The sequence below is a fragment of the Streptomyces polyasparticus genome (genome assembly GCF_014493765.1).
GTDB lineage: Bacteria > Actinomycetota > Actinomycetes > Streptomycetales > Streptomycetaceae > Streptomyces > Streptomyces polyasparticus.
Genome location: NZ_JACTVJ010000030.1, coordinates 88,406 through 102,530 on the forward strand (window position 1 = coordinate 88,406; position 14,125 = coordinate 102,530).

Here is a 14,125-nt window from a genome sequence, read left to right on the forward strand (position 1 = left end):
CGTTCAGTCCTCCTGTGCCAGGGCCGCCTCGCGCACCGCGTCGACGAACTCGCCGAGTCCGGCACTGTCGAAGAGCGTGCGCACGGACAGCTCCAGGCCGAATTCCTGACGCATCCGGATGATCACCTGCGTGGCGCTCAGCGAATTGCCGCCCAGGTCGAAGAAGTCGTCGGCCCTGGTGATGCCGGCGATCCCGAGCACCTCGCTCCACACGTCGGCGATCGCCGTCTCCAGCGGTCCGGCCGGCGTGTCGTCCGTCTCGGCTGCCCGGCCGCCCCGCTCGGGGGCGGGCAGAGCCCGGCGGTCGATCTTGCCCGCGCCGGTGGTCGGCAGGCGGTCAAGGACAACGAGGTGGGAGGGAACCATGTAGTGCGGCAGGCGGCTCGCGCACAGCTCGCGCACCTCGGACGGGTCGAGCGGGGCCCCCGGGGCGGCGACCACGTAGCCGACGAGCTCTTTCGCGCCGGGTGCGTCCTCCCTGACGACGGCCACGGCTTCCCGAACGGCGGCGTGGGCGGCAAGGGTGTTCTCGATCTCGCCGAGCTCGATACGGAATCCGCGGATCTTGACCTGGTCGTCGATGCGGCCGAGGAAGTCGATGGTCCCCTGCTCGTTGCGGCGGACCAGGTCACCGGTGCGGTAGAGCCGCCGTCCCGGTGTCGTGGCGAAGGGATCGGGCACGAACCGTTCGGCGGTCAGCGCGGGCCGCCCGAGGTAGCCGCGCACGACGACCTGTCCGGCGACGTACAGCTCCCCCGGAACCCCTACGGGCACCGGACGGTGCGCTTCGTCAAGGATGTGCACCGCGAGTCCGGGCATGGGCAGACCGATGGGCACCGCGCCGCCGTCGGCGTCGGTGACCCGGTGCCAGGTGGAGACAATCGTGGCCTCGGTCGGACCGAAGAGGTTGAAGAAGCGCCGGTCACGGGCCCAGCGTGCGGCCAGTGCCGGCGGGCAGGCCTCGCCGCCGACGGTGATCGTGCGCAGTGCGGGCAGGGGTGCGTCTTCCACGACCGCGGCGAGCGCGGACGGCGTGAGCAGCAGGGCGGTGATGGCCTCGTCCTGCAGGAACCGGGTCAGGTCCACCGGTATGCCGTTCTCCGACGGTGCGATGTGCAGGGCCGCACCCGAGCCGAACGCCATGAGCATTTCGAGCACGGACGCGTCGAAGCTCGCGGACGCGAAATGCAGGACACGGTCGCGGTGGTCAAGGCCCAGCACGTCGTCGAGCGCTCGGATCACGATCCGCAGTCCGCGGTGCGGGACCCCGGTGCCTTTGGGGCGGCCGGTGGAGCCCGAGGTGTAGATGACATAGGCGAGGTGGTCGGGAAGGGTCGCGGTGGCCGGTGCGCTGTCCGGCTCGCCCGCGGCAAGATCGGCGAGGTCCTCGATGTCGACGGATTCGGTGCCGGAACGGGCGGGGAGCCCGGCCAGCCCCCGAGCGGTGATCACCAGGGGCGGAGCGGAGTCCTCGATCATGTAGCGGATCCGGTCTTCCGGATACGACGGGTCGAGCGGCAGATAGGCGCCACCCGCCTTGACGACGGCGAGGACGGAGACGACCTGGTCGATGCCGCGCTCCTGGAAGATGCCGACCACGACGTCGGGGGCGACGCCGCGTGTGATCAGCACATGGGCCAGCCGGTTCGCCCGCCGGTCCAACTCGGCGTAGGTCAGGCGCTGTTCGCCGTCGACGAGTGCTGTCTCGCCGGGAAAGCGGCGCACCATGGCGTCGAAGTGGCGGTGGAAGGTCCAGCGCTCGTCGGGCTCCGGCTCCTCGTCCGCGCAGGCCGGTCCGCCGGTACGGTCCTCGTGCGTCCAGTCCAGTTCGGCGACCGGGCGGTCAGGGTCGGCCACCGCGGACTCGAGCAGGGAGACGAACTGCCGCTGCATCCGCCGGACTTCAGCCGCCCCGAACAGCTCGGTCCGGTAGTCCCATACGCACTGGTGCCCTCCGCCCTCCTTCAGGACCGCGACCACCAGGGCGACCGGGGCGGGCTCGCTGGCCATCGGCAAGGGCTCGAGCGAGAGCTCGCTGGTGACGGCGGATTCCCGGCTGAGGTCGGCGAGCTGGAACATCACGTCGAAGAACGGCTGGTCACGGCCCGGTTCGTAGTCCGGGTTCAGTTCCTCGGCGACCCGCTCGAACGGCACGTCCTGATGGGCGTAGGCGTCGAGTGCCACATCGTGGACGCGGGCGAGCAGTTCCCGGAAGGTGGGGCTGCCCGTCACATCCATGCGCAGGCCCACGGTGTTGACGAAGAAGCCGATCAGGTCCTCGAGTTCGGGCCGGGAGCGGCCTGCCAGCAGGCTTCCGACGACGAACTCCTCCTGGCGGCCGTACTTGCTGAGCAACACGCCGAAGGCGGACAGCAGCGCGGAGAACAGCGAGGCGCCCTCGCCGCGCGCGAGCTCTTCGAGCCGGCGGACCAGATGGTCCGGGAGCGGGTGCGTGCTGGAGCTGCTCGACGGGCTGCCGGGCTCGTTGCGCGACGCTCCGCCTGTGCTGTGGAAGGCGAGCCGCGGCGGGTTGTCGCCCAGCGTGCTGCGCCAGTGATCGAGTTGAGCGCTTCCCCCTGCGCCGTCCAGCCATTGGCGCTGCCATACGGCGTAGTCCGCGTACTGCACGGGCAGTTCGGGCAGCGGCGAGACGGCGCCGGACACGAAGGCGGGGTAGAGCGTGACGAGTTCGGTGTGCAGCACCCGCAGCGACCAGGCATCGCAGATCAGGTGGTCCAGGGTGATCAGCAGGACGTGGTCGTCGTCGGCCAGACGCAGCACGGCGGCACGCACCGGGAGCTCGGACGCGGTGTCGAAGGGCACGCGCAGTTCGCGCTCCGCGACGGCCTGCCACGCGGCATCGGCGGCGGGCTCGTGGGCGTCGGAGCGCGGAAGGTGAGAAGCGGACTGCGCGGCGAGATCCGTCAGCCGCAGCGGGATCCTTGCCTCGGTGGCGATCAGCTGGACGAGCTGTCCGTCCTCCATCACCAGCCGGGTCCGCAGGGTTTCGTGGCGCCGCACGATCTCGTCCAGTACGCGTTGCAGCACGCCCAGTTCCAGCACGCCGCGCATCCGCAGGCCCACTTGGATGTTGTAGGTGGGCGCCCCGTCCTCCATCTGCTCCATGACCCACAGGCGTTGCTGTGCGAAGGACGGCACGGCGACGAATTCCTCGTCGCCCCCCATCTGTGTGGCGTGCTCTACTTCTGGGCCGTGCTCCGTCTCCGGGTCGTGGATCTGGTCCATGCGTATCTCGGTGGTCATGCGGGAGCCTCCATCGTGGGCGGGCGTACGCGGGGGTCAATGGGCGCGGGCCGCGGCCGTCACCCGGCGGATCCAGCCGCCGGGGTCCGCAGCGCGCCCCCGCTGGACATCAGTGAGTGCGCTGCGCAGGGCGAGCGTGACCGGCCCGGGCCCGCCGTCCCCGATGCGCCAGCTCGTCGTACCGTCGTGGACGGTGCCGATGGGGGTGACTCCGGCCGCCGTACCGCAGGCGAAGGCTTCCGTGATGGCTCCGCTGCGGCAGGCCTCGCGCCATCCGTCGACGGACAGTCGCTCCTCGCCGCTGCGCCAGCCGAGCCGTGCCGCCAGGGTGAAGAGGCTGTCGCGGGTGATGCCGGGCAGCAGCGTGCCGGTCCGTGGCGGGGTGACGATTCTCGCCCGGGATCCCGAACCGTGGACGAAGAAGAGATTCATCCCGCCCATTTCCTCAACGTGGTTGTGCTCGACCGGGTCCAGCCAGATGACCTGCTGGCAGCCGGCCGACGCGGCCCGCTGTTGAGCGAGATATCCGGGGGCGTAGTTGCCCGCGCATTTGATGTCGCCGGTGCCGCCCGGAGCGGCCCGGCTCTGGTCACGGTTGATCCAGACGGACACCGGGTCGGGGCGGTCCGCGAAGAAGCCGCCGGTCAGGAAGGCGATCATGACGAACTGGTACTGGTGCGCCGGGCGCAGGGCGAGCAGCGGCTCGGAGGCGTAGAGCAGGGGGCGAAGGTAGAGGCTCAGCGCCGGGTCGTCGGGCAGGGGTCCCGCGTCGGAGGCGACGAGTTCGTCGACTGCACGCAAAAAGGTGTCCGTGGGGAGTTCGGGCATCGCGAGTCGGCGCGCGGAGCGCTGGAACCGCTCGGCGTGGTCATGGGCGCGGAAGACACCGGTCGCCCCGTCGGCCTGGCGGTAGGCCTTCAACCCTTCGAAGACCGCCTGCCCGTAGTGCAGACCCACCATGGCAGGGTCCATGCTCAGCGATCCGCGCGGACGCAGATAGGCCGGATGCCAGCCCTCCTCCCGGGTCCAGGCCGCGGTGACCATGTGCTCGGTGAAGAACTCGCCGAAGGCGTAGCGGGCTGGCTCGGGGGCGACGGCGCCGCGCTCCGCGGAGCCGAGTACGGGCGCGGACATGATGACTCCTCAGGTCTGGGTGCAGGCGGACCGGCAAGCCGGCGAAACGAGTTGAGGGTGAGGGCGGACCGGGCTATACGAGAGGCGCGAAGAAGAAGGTGTCCCTGCGGGCGAAGGCGAGCTCCGCAGTGAGCCGGAAGAAGTCGGCGAAGCGCAGGCCGACCCGCTCCCCGGAGTGCAGGACCCCGTGGAACTCACCGTGCACCGCGACCTTGGATCCGGCCACGAGCAGCTCGCTGACGGTGTGCCTGCCCTCGGCGATGACCCGCTCTCCCCGGTAGAACCGCTGCAGATCGGCGTGGCCCACGAGCGGTTCGTAGCCCGGGCGGTGGTATTGGGCGTCCGGCGCGAACAGGGCGATCAGGCCGGGCACGTCTCCGGCATCGACACATGCGTAGTAGCGACGTACACGCGCTTCGGCCCCCTGCTCGGGACTGCTGATCGGGGCTGTGGTCGGCTCCTGGCGCGTGCGGGGCACTGTGGCTGGGCGAGTCTGCATGGCGGGCCTCCCGGTGGAGTCGGCCGATCAGCGTGCTGCGGACCGGCCCTGGTGGGTGGCGCGGGCGCTACGGGCGACCCGCGTGATGACATCGGCGGGCGGGCGGGCGTCGCCGGAGCGCAGCCGGTCGATCTCTGCCGCGACGTCGGCGAGGCGGGCGCCCCGGTAAAGGGTGCGCAGGGGCAACTCGGCTCCGTAGATGCGGCGGATCCTCGCCACCATCCGGGTGGCGAGGAGGGACTGCCCGCCGAGCCGGAAGAAGTCATGGTTCCTGCCCACTCCCCTGACGTCGAGCAGCTCCTCCCACATGGCGGCCAGTCGGCGTTCGGTGTCGGTCTGCGGCGGCACATGGGGGGTTTCGCAGGTCCGGCTGTCCTGACTGGCTGCGGGCAGGGCCGACTTGTCGACCTTGCCGTTCGGGGTGAGCGGCATGCGCTCCAGGAGGACAACGGCGGCGGGCACCATCACGGGCGGCAGGTCCTGGCGCAGGTGCTCCCGCAGCACGTCGGGCGACGGGGCGTCGCCCGCTCCCGACAGCACGGCGTATGCGGTGAGATCGAGGCACTGGCCCTGTGCGTCGCGGCGCGGGACGACCACGGCGTCGAGCACCGCAGGGTGCTGACGCAGCAGTTGGGTGACTTCGCCGGGCTCGACCCGGAAGCCCCGGATCTTCACCTGGTCATCCGACCGACCGCCGAAGCGCAGCAGGCCGTCCGCACCGAGGGCTGCGCGGTCCCCGGTGCGATACATCCGGGCGCCGGGCCGTCGGGAGAAGGGGTCGGGGACGAAGCGTTCGGCGGTCAGCGCGGGCCGCCCGAGGTAACCCTGCGCCACACCGGGGCCGCCGACGCACACCTCGCCCGGCACACCGTCGGGCACGGGGCGCCCGAGCCCGTCCAGGAGGTGGACCGTCCGGTCACCTACTGCGCGGCCGATGGGAATGCCGTCGGCGTCCTGCGGATCGGCGGCTGCGATGGGGTGCACGGTGCTGAACACGGTGCATTCCGAGGGGCCGTAGCCGTTGACGATCCGGGTGCCGGGAAGGGCGGCCAGTGCACGGGACACATGGGTCGGGGACAGTGTCTCGCCGCCGATCAGCAGGTGTTGGAGTCCCCGCAGCAGGTGGACGTCGACGTCCACCACGGTGTTGAAGGCGGCAGCGCTCAGCCACAGCACTGTCGCACCGTGCTCGGCGGCCGTCCGGGCCACAGCGACGGGGTCTCCTGCGTCGCCCTCGAAAATCACCACGGTGCCGCCACTGAGCAGCGCCGGATAGAGGTCGAGTACGTGTCCGTCCCAGGAGAGCGACGAGTGGTGCACCGTAACGGCCCCGGGGCCCCAGAAGGCATAGGTCTCGTCCCGGAAGAAGCCCTCGACGGCCCGGTGCGGCACCTCGGCGCCCTTCGGCGTGCCGGTGGAGCCGGAGGTGTACGGCACATACATGACATCGTCCGGCAGGACGATGACGCCGGGGTCGTGCGGCGAACCGCCCATGACGGCCGGCTCGCACGGATCGACGCCCCGTACGCCGGGGGCGAAGAGGTCGGTGTCCTGGCCTTCCGGGGCGACTTCGAGGCCGATGTGGTTCTCGGCGACCATGCGTGCCAGCCGGGCGGGAGACTGGCCCGCTTCGAGCGGCACATACGCCGCACCCGTCTTGAGCACGGCGAGCATCGCCACCACGAAGTCGGCGGACCTCGGCAGCCGCAGCCCCACCCGTCCGCCTGCGCCCGCGCCGAGTTCGATGAGGCGGTGCGCCATGCGGTTGGCACGCTCGTTGAGTTCCCGGTAGGAGAGCGTGCCGCCGCTGCACACCAGAGCGGCTGCGTCGGGGGTACGCCGGGCCCACGCCTCGAAGGCCGCACCGACACCTCCGGCGGGAACTGCGGGAGTATCCGCCGCGTGCTTGCGACGCTCGTCCTCGGTGTCGCCGTCCACGTTCATCAGGGCCTCCCCAGAAGCACGACCATCCTGGTGAAGACGCTGACCCGCAGTGCTATCGAGCTGGTTTCCCGCCCCTATCGCGCCGGTCGGCGGCGGGCGCCGAGATCCGCCCCGGGGCAGGGACAGCGGATCAGCTCGACGGCGCGAACGCTGTCCTTTGCGCAGCGTGGCAAACCAGGCTCAGGTCATATCCGGGAACACATCGGCTGCACCTTCTGCGTCCTCGAAGACGAGTTCAGCCACTACGTGTTGGGCGACGCTGACGGTGTGCATGAGGGCGACGCTTTCGTTGTGGACCAGGTGGGGTGAGAACGACCCCGGCGGCCGTAGGCGGAGACCCGCTCGGCGATCCCCACCAGCACACCCGCGTCCAGGCACTGCGCCGGCGGGCCGACCGGACCCCGGACTTCGGGGTCTCGGTGGCCGACGCGCAGGCCTGAGGGCGTGAGGGCGCACAGGAATCAGTGCGCCGAGAAGCGATGCACCGTTGTCGACCGGTACGTCTCGCCGGGGCGCAGCACCGTTGACGGGAACGAGGGGTGGTTGGGCGAGTCGGGGAAGTGCTGGGTTTCCAGACATAGCCCGTCGCCTTGCCGGTAGACCGTGTCGCCCGAACCGACCAGGGTGCCGTCCAGGAGGTTGCCTGCGTAGAACTGCAGGCCCGGCTCGATCGTGGCGAGCTCCAGGGTGCGGCCCGAGGCCGGGTCGTGCAGTGTCGCCACCTTCTCGGGGCGGTCCGTGAGGCCTTTGTCGAGCGCCCAGTTGTGGTCGAAGCCCTTCGCGTGCAGGAGCTGTTCGTGCGCGGTCCGGATATCCCGGCCGACTGTCTTGGACCGCCGGAAGTCGAAGGGTGTGCCGGCCACTTCGGCGAGCTCCCCGGTGGGGATGAGCCCCGCGTCGACCGGTGTGTACCGGGCGGCCTCGATGCTCAGCTCGTGGTGGTGCGCGCTGCCGGAGTCCTCGCCCGCCAGGTTCCAGTACACATGGCTGGTGAGGCTGACCACCGTGGGTTCGTCGGTGGTCGCCTCGTAGTCGATACGCCAGGCGCCGTCCTCGGTCAGGGTGTAGACCACCTTTGTGGTGAGCTTGCCGGGGAAATCCATTTCGCCGGCGGCGCTGGTGCATCGCAGCACAAGGCCGATGTCCTGGCCGTCCGTGAACGGCTCGATGTCCCACACGCGCTTGTCGAAACCCTCTGGTCCGCCGTGCAGACTGTTCCCGCTCTCGTTGGCGAGGAGCGGGTAGGTCGTGCCGTCCAGCGTGAAGCGGGCCTTGCCGATGCGGTTGCCATAGCGTCCGATCAGCGCCCCGAAGTACGGGCTGGACTCCACGTAGTCATCGAGTCCGGCGAACCCGAGGGACACATTGCGGCAGCGTCCCAGGCGGTCGGGGATCTCCAGGGACTGCACGATGCCGCCGTACGAGAGGACCTTGAGCCGGGTACCGCCGTTGGCCAGCGTCCAGCGATGAACCTCGGTGCCGTCGGCGAGTTCGCCGAACAACTCGCCGGTTGCGGCACGGGTTGTGGCATCTGTAGGGATCCGCATGATCAGCAACCTCCAGTGAAGCGCCGGAGCCTGCCGGGCTGGCGGGAACCGGGCGGTGACATCCCGTCGTCGGCTCCATTCCGGGCGAGGAGGTCGAGGGCGAGCCTGCCCCGGCGTACGCGCTCGCGAGCGGTATCGAGGGTGAGATCGCGCAGATGCGCGCCGTACGGATGGATGCCGGGCGCCTTGCTGAGGCCGAACTTCAGATACACGGGTGCGCCGCGCCGGATCAGCTCTGCGATCTCGTACATGCATGCATGGCCGCCGAGGTCGTCGGGCGCTTCGACGTACATGTCCGACGGCGCACTCGAGACCCGGCGGATCTCGGTGCAGTGGTCGAGCGTGAGGTCGGACGGCACATTCAGGGAGTCCGCGCCGAGCTGCTCGAAGACGGCGTACGAGGCGGGGTTGACCGGGCCGATGAGGGCCGAGACCTTCAGGGTGGTATCGGCGGGCATGATGCCTTCGAGGCGGGCGCGGTGCAGGGCCCACAGCACGTCCTCATCCGCGATGAGCAGGCACTTGACGCCCAACTCTGTGGCCCGTAGGGCGTCTTCGTGGCAGCCGATGATCTCGGCGTCGGACAGCATCCACACACCGCTGCCCTGGCTGATGCGGTGGACCGGCACATCGAGGAGCGAGCTCTCCTTGAGCACCACGGCGAGCGCCTCGGGCCCCTCGACCGAAGAAATCTCGGTACGCCAGATGCCGTCGTCGGGGAAGGTGTACGGCGAGGCGTCGGCCGCGTCGAGGTCGTGTACGCCATGGCCGAGCCTGGCCAAGGCATCGACGCCCGGGCGGCGGGGTGATGGCGGGGCCGTCACGGAACTCCTCTGTTCGAAATTTCGTCACACGTTCGAAATCTTGGCGTGACCGTATTCAGCGCTCCGCGCAGGTGTCAATAGCACCGGTGTCCCTGTGCCGCGCAGAGGGGAGCGGTCAGGGCCGGCCTAGGGCTTCCTGCGGAAAGGTGACGGACGGCGCACTGCCGTGCGGACGGCCTTCAGGGACATCCGCACGGCAGCCCATGGACTTCGCCGCGAAGTCGCAATCAGCTACTGGTAGATCTCGCCATTTGATGCGGCGATGGTCGCGAACCGCAGCCAGTACTTGGTGCCGTCCTTGACGTCCGTGGCGATAGTTGTCCGCTTGTCTGCGAGTGCCGTCGTGAAGTTGGTCTGGCAGTAGTTGATGGTGCTGCCATCGCTCTTGAGGAAGCACACCTTCACGTTGACCCACATCGACTTGGGCCGGATGTGGATGTCGCTGCAGTTCGTTGTGGTCTTGGTCCCGGTCCACCTGAACGTGGCGCTACCCGCGCTCTTGCTGTACTTCTTCGGGGCGGAGAAGCATTTCTCGGGTGTGGCCTCGTAGGCGGAAGCTCCGGTGCTGCTCATGCCTACCGCAGTGAGTGCACCCGCGAGCGCGAGAGCAGCGGTCCGTTTACGCAAGGCCATGAATCCTCCGTGGGTGATCGCGGTACGTACGTCAGGGGCACTTTGACGCAGCGACCTCGCGTGAACCTTGTAGAGACCTGAAATCCGCAGGCAGGGTCAGGTGCCGTTGATGAGGTTCTCGGCGAGGAACGGGGAGAACGTGCTGGCGGGTGTGCCGGGTGGAGCGGTGCCGCACTGGCCGTCGGCTCATCCGGCAGAACGCCGCCATGCACCCGCTCCTCGCCCAGCGCACACCGCCCGTCACCGCGGACACATCGCCCGCGCCCGAGTTCTGGGACGACGCCGGTTCCTGATCAGCAGTCCGGGCAGCCGATTCGTACGGTTCGCGCATACGCCCTGCGGTAGCGTCGCAGACAGGGTTGGCCAGGAGGGGGCGTTGGGTCATGGGGAAGTCCGCGCGGGTGCTGGGCCGGGAGTTCGGGCGATCGGCCCGCGAGATGAACGAGCTCCTGAAGGCGCACGGTTACCTGTATGGCAAGCCTGGCGCATATGGGCTCACCGAGAAGGGCCGGCAGTACGGCCAGGAGCAGCACCATTCGCGTGGCACGGGTGGCTCCGCGCAGTACAACCCGCAATGGGAGACGCGGACGTGGTCCGATGAGACGGCATCTGCGCTGTGGGCCGACATGGAGGCCAATCCTGGAGGCGGCGCTCCGTCCGACGACGTTCCTCCTCAGGAGGCGAAGCACGTCGATCCGGGCCCGCGCCACGACGGCAGTGACGAGCGTGAGACCAGCTGGAAAGAGGTCGCGGCCATCGGCATGGTGGCCGGTGCCTTTCTCGCCGCGCCCCACGTGAAGCCGTTCTGGCACGACAAGTTGAAGCCTGCCGCGCGGTCGCTTCGGCGGAGGTTCGCAAAGGGAGAACCGGGCGAAGGCAACTCCGGCAGCAGCGGGTCACCCGCGAGCTGAATGGAGTGAGTCGTGCGCGCTTGCCCGGCACGATGCGCACGCTTCACTCCACCATCGCGCACACCGGGTTCTGGGACGCCCCTCTGGCTCAATGCGAACTTCACCTCCTCGAAGGAGGCCTTCCCAACGCTGAGCCTTGCCTCTTCGAATGTCACGGGGGAGGAGAAGGTTGATCTGCGGAATGTGATCAGCTCGGCGTGGAACGTCGCGCCTTTGAAGGTGACTTCGCCGAAGAAGTGGCTGTCGGAGAAGTCTCCTCCGTGGAGGAGTGCCCCGGTGAAGTCAAGGGACGCCGTACACCAGGAAGTATCTGAGTCCGGGGACCTGAGGTGATCACGGATGGCTCGGATGATCGTGAGCCGGACCTCGCGCTCGCCCTCCCGATAGCCGGGATCTGTGGCGACAGGCTGGTACGGCATCCGCAGGTACGAGCAGAGCACGTCGATGCAGACCTGTCGTTGCTCGCCCAATCGTCCGCAAGGCGAGCAAGAGCGTAGACGCCGGCAAGACGGACGGCGGCCTGGTCGTGCCCGAGCTGCTCTGCGGCTGTCGTGTACCGCTCGGCCAGTTGGGAGGCATCGGCGCGGTGAGCGTCGCCCTCGGCGAGCAGCTGCTTGCGGTAGGCGTACAGGCCGGCCAGCATCGCGCCAATCAGGGTCAGGATGGTGACGGTGGTCTTGATGACATCGTTGACGCTGGCCTGCTTGCTGGTGCCGCAGTCGGCGTCCAGCCAGATGCGCACCAGAAGGTACAGCCCGATACCCAGGAAGCCCACACACAGCAGCGTCACGGGGGCGACGATCGACACGGGCCACAGCCTCGGCGTGTAACGCCCGCGCGGGGCTTCGCTGTTCCTTCGGGACAGATCCACACCACGATCGTGCCGGGCCTAGGGTGTTCCGGTCGCGGCTCGGGACAAGACACAAGGCTGCTTCCGGTTAGGAACGTGGGCTACGTCAAGCCTGCGGAGGCGTTTCGTCCAACTCGTCGGCGGCCGCGCATGTAGCCGAGCAGCTCCCGGCTGTTGGGCGCCCATCCGCCTTGGCGGGGGATGGCGACGGCGCCCTTGCCCTATTTGCGTCCCTCGGTGGCCAGGCCAGCGCGCAGGATGCGGCCGGTCCACACGATCGGGACCTGCGCGCGTACAGGGATCCGTTCGACCGGCCGGACGCGGACAGAACCGAACCGGCCTCTCAGCCTCCACCGCCCGGCGGCCTGCGTGTCCGCTGTCGCTTCACCGCAGCCTCGAGGACGCCGCTGAGGGCAAGGGGTGCCAGTCGGCGGGCTCTCCACAGGGTGGTGTTGCCCCTGCCGGGAAAGGCGTACAACTTCCCTTTGTCCAGTGCTCTCTCCGCGGCGGCCAGAACCGCGGCGGGAGGAATGCCCGGGTTGTCATTGACGATGTCGGGGCGCGAGCGGCGCAGCGCTTTGAGCATGGGTGTCTCCACCGCGGCCGGACAGACGCAGACGATCCGGACGCCGGTGCGCCTGCACTCGGCGGCGAGGGCCTCGCAGAAGGAGATGACGGCCGCCTTGGACGCGCTGTAGGCGCCGATGTCGGCCATGGGTATCCAGCCCGCGATCGAGGCGATCACCGTGAAGGCCCCTCGGCCACTGTCGATCATGCTCGGGACGGTGGCGCGGGCAACATGGACCGTGCCCAGGTAGTTGACGCTCATCACGCGTTCGATATCCGCGGTGGGCACGGTCAGGAGTCGGCCGATTGGTGCGATCCCCGCACAGTGGATCACCCGTTGGATCGGGCCGATCTGTTCCTCGGCCCGCTTGACGGTGTCGTGCACGCCGGCCTCGTCGCTGAGGTCGCATACCCATGGGGTGATCGATGGAGAGTCGGCCGACGCCTCGGCCAAGCCCACCGCGTCCAGGTCGACGGCCGCCACCGGGGCGCCGCGCGTGGCCAGCACTGCGGCGATGTGCCGGCCGGTTCCGCTGGCGGCACCGGTCACCAGCGTGGGTACGGAGGCGGGCATGTGGCGAGTCATCGGGGTCACCTTTCGATCGGCATGCCGTGGAAGGGGCCGTGCGGAGCGGGCACCGGCCAAGGAACGAGTCACGGCGAATGCGTGCGGTTCACAGGAGTCCGTGGAAGTACCCGGGCCGCGTATGCGGAACGACCTGGTGCGAGGTGGTGTAGCGCAAGGTCTCGGTCTCCCAGTCGTGATAGCCGCGTATCCATGCGGACATGACCTCCACGTACTGGTGAACCGCGCTGGTCCGGGTTGCGTCGAGGCCCAGCTCCTGGCACAAGGCAGGTATCTCCGCGGCGAGTTCACAAAACCGTGTGCACCGCCGGCGCACCCGGCGGCATGTCTCGCCGATGGCATCGGCACGGCACAGGCCGTTTTCCTTCTCGATGACCAGCACGACGTTGTCCATGTCGCCCCGGGCGGCTTCCTTCTCCAGCGAGTAGACGTCGTTGCACATGAAGGTGACATCCGTGGTGATCTGCCGCATGATCCGCATCTGCGGGCTGTGGAAGGCGACCGGCGGGACTTGGACACCCGCAGCCCGCTCCCCGAGGGAGATGGGCAGGCCGGTGCCCGACATGCCGCGGCGCACTTCCAGGAAGCGCTCCATGTCCGCGGGTACTCCCCGGCACCGGTTGATCGCCTCGTGCGCGTATGAGGCGAAGTAGTACTCCCATTCGTGCGCGGTGCGGACACACCACGGCGAGTCCGCACCGTGCCGGGCGCGTGCCCAGATGTCGCGGAAAGCGCGGGTCAGGGGATTCTCGGTGCGCGGCTGGAGGTCGTGGACCACACCGATCAGGTCGCGTACGACGACGGCCGCCCTGCTGGGTTGTCTGCCCAGAGGCCCGTCGAATTGGTCGTCGAAGAGGAAGAAGAAGGCCATCGTGTCGGCGCAGAGCGCGAGCCCGTCACCCGCGGCGTAGGGGTAGCCGCGAGCCGCAAGCTTCGGCATGTCCCAGCTGACGTACCAGTCCACCGCCGCTTCGCCCACGACCAGGCCGAACTCCCTGACCCAGTCGGTGTTGTGACGCGTGGCCGAGGCGAGGTCCGCGCTCATCCGCGGTGGGAACGGCAGCCCGAAGTCCACATCCTGCGGCATGACCGCCCCTCCCCCGTCGCAGCGCACGGACCGAACCCCCTGACAGTGCACGGCCCAGAAAGCCCAGATCACCAGTCGGAATTCAGCCCTTCGCCAGCCGGCTCGTCCCGCGGCTTCAAGAGGGCCTTCGCCATCGGCGCCGGCGCCGGGAGCGCAGCCTCCGCGCGGACCTCGGGACCGCCACTGCCAGTTGGACGCCGAGATGTTGGAGCACGTCGACGGGGTGCCTCGCCGCCCTGCTCGTTCTCGGCCAGGACCTGGCCGTGCCTTGCCGGAAGG

The 14,125-nt window shown here is 69.2% G+C and carries 13 protein-coding genes; 3 read left to right on the forward strand and 10 right to left on the reverse strand.

Annotated features, from left to right (window positions below):
* Positions 1-3 precede the first annotated feature (3 nt).
* From H9Y04_RS40950 to H9Y04_RS40965, 4 genes are all read right to left on the reverse strand, one after another.
* Positions 4-3,264, reverse strand: coding sequence for a non-ribosomal peptide synthetase (locus tag H9Y04_RS40950; protein WP_187819337.1), 3,261 nt, complete (start codon positions 3,262-3,264; stop codon positions 4-6).
* 36 nt (positions 3,265-3,300) lie between these two features.
* The gene (locus H9Y04_RS40955) at positions 3,301-4,398 is read right to left on the reverse strand and encodes a branched-chain amino acid aminotransferase (RefSeq protein ID WP_187819338.1); all 1,098 of its coding nucleotides are present in this window, start codon (positions 4,396-4,398) and stop codon (positions 3,301-3,303) included.
* 73 nt (positions 4,399-4,471) lie between these two features.
* A complete protein-coding gene (locus H9Y04_RS40960) occupies positions 4,472-4,897 on the reverse strand; it encodes a nuclear transport factor 2 family protein (RefSeq protein WP_187819339.1) in 426 nt (141 codons plus the stop codon).
* Positions 4,898-4,924: 27 nt separating this feature from the next.
* Entirely contained in the window at positions 4,925-6,841 is a 1,917-nt protein-coding gene (locus H9Y04_RS40965) for a non-ribosomal peptide synthetase (protein ID WP_187819340.1), read from the reverse strand.
* 30 nt (positions 6,842-6,871) lie between these two features.
* Here H9Y04_RS40965 and H9Y04_RS40970 point away from each other — a divergent pair, with 30 nt between their 5' ends.
* On the forward strand, positions 6,872-7,150 hold the full coding sequence (locus H9Y04_RS40970) for a hypothetical protein (RefSeq protein ID WP_187819341.1): 279 nt from the start codon (positions 6,872-6,874) through the stop codon (positions 7,148-7,150).
* Positions 7,147-7,281 (forward strand): hypothetical protein, encoded by a 135-nt coding sequence (locus tag H9Y04_RS47190; RefSeq protein ID WP_306660223.1) that lies wholly within the window; start codon positions 7,147-7,149, stop codon positions 7,279-7,281. Before H9Y04_RS40970 ends, H9Y04_RS47190 begins: the two co-directional genes overlap by 4 nt.
* A 21-nt stretch (positions 7,282-7,302) precedes the next feature.
* Here H9Y04_RS47190 and H9Y04_RS40975 read toward each other — a convergent pair whose 3' ends face one another.
* The 3 genes from H9Y04_RS40975 to H9Y04_RS40985 form a co-directional block, all read right to left on the reverse strand.
* Positions 7,303-8,388, reverse strand: a complete 1,086-nt coding sequence (locus H9Y04_RS40975; protein WP_187819342.1) for an aldose epimerase family protein — start codon at positions 8,386-8,388, stop codon at positions 7,303-7,305.
* Between the two features lie 2 nt (positions 8,389-8,390).
* Complete coding sequence (locus H9Y04_RS40980; protein WP_187819343.1) at positions 8,391-9,212, reverse strand: hypothetical protein; 822 nt, start codon at positions 9,210-9,212, stop codon at positions 8,391-8,393.
* Between the two features lie 231 nt (positions 9,213-9,443).
* Positions 9,444-9,785, reverse strand: a complete 342-nt coding sequence (locus H9Y04_RS40985) for a hypothetical protein (RefSeq protein WP_187819344.1) — start codon at positions 9,783-9,785, stop codon at positions 9,444-9,446.
* Positions 9,786-10,228: 443 nt separating this feature from the next.
* Between H9Y04_RS40985 and H9Y04_RS40990 the strand changes: the two genes are divergently transcribed.
* Complete coding sequence (locus H9Y04_RS40990) at positions 10,229-10,756, forward strand: hypothetical protein (RefSeq protein ID WP_187819345.1); 528 nt, start codon at positions 10,229-10,231, stop codon at positions 10,754-10,756.
* A gap of 187 nt (positions 10,757-10,943) precedes the next feature.
* On the opposite strand, the gene H9Y04_RS40995 is transcribed toward H9Y04_RS40990, so the two are convergent.
* From H9Y04_RS40995 to H9Y04_RS41005, 3 genes are all read right to left on the reverse strand, one after another.
* On the reverse strand, positions 10,944-11,564 hold the full coding sequence (locus H9Y04_RS40995) for a hypothetical protein (protein ID WP_187819346.1): 621 nt from the start codon (positions 11,562-11,564) through the stop codon (positions 10,944-10,946).
* Positions 11,565-11,949: 385 nt separating this feature from the next.
* A complete protein-coding gene (locus tag H9Y04_RS41000; protein WP_236072053.1) occupies positions 11,950-12,759 on the reverse strand; it encodes an SDR family NAD(P)-dependent oxidoreductase in 810 nt (269 codons plus the stop codon).
* A gap of 88 nt (positions 12,760-12,847) precedes the next feature.
* Entirely contained in the window at positions 12,848-13,846 is a 999-nt protein-coding gene (locus H9Y04_RS41005) for a terpene synthase family protein (RefSeq protein WP_187819347.1), read from the reverse strand.
* Between the last annotated feature and the right edge of the window lie 279 nt (positions 13,847-14,125).

What these genes read in the sequence shown, in the direction of transcription:
- H9Y04_RS40950 (WP_187819337.1), bottom strand. Translation starts at nt 3,264, where the DNA reads ATGACCACCGAGATACGCATGGACCAGATCCACGACCCGGAGACGGAG.
- H9Y04_RS40955 (WP_187819338.1), bottom strand. Translation starts at nt 4,398, where the DNA reads ATGTCCGCGCCCGTACTCGGCTCCGCGGAGCGCGGCGCCGTCGCCCCC.
- H9Y04_RS40960 (WP_187819339.1), bottom strand. Translation starts at nt 4,897, where the DNA reads ATGCAGACTCGCCCAGCCACAGTGCCCCGCACGCGCCAGGAGCCGACC.
- H9Y04_RS40965 (WP_187819340.1), bottom strand. Translation starts at nt 6,841, where the DNA reads ATGAACGTGGACGGCGACACCGAGGACGAGCGTCGCAAGCACGCGGCG.
- H9Y04_RS40975 (WP_187819342.1), bottom strand. Translation starts at nt 8,388, where the DNA reads ATGCGGATCCCTACAGATGCCACAACCCGTGCCGCAACCGGCGAGTTG.
- H9Y04_RS40985 (WP_187819344.1), bottom strand. Translation starts at nt 9,785, where the DNA reads ATGAGCAGCACCGGAGCTTCCGCCTACGAGGCCACACCCGAGAAATGC.
- H9Y04_RS40990 (WP_187819345.1), top strand. Translation starts at nt 10,229, where the DNA reads ATGGGGAAGTCCGCGCGGGTGCTGGGCCGGGAGTTCGGGCGATCGGCC.
- H9Y04_RS41000 (WP_236072053.1), bottom strand. Translation starts at nt 12,759, where the DNA reads ATGACTCGCCACATGCCCGCCTCCGTACCCACGCTGGTGACCGGTGCC.
- H9Y04_RS41005 (WP_187819347.1), bottom strand. Translation starts at nt 13,846, where the DNA reads ATGCCGCAGGATGTGGACTTCGGGCTGCCGTTCCCACCGCGGATGAGC.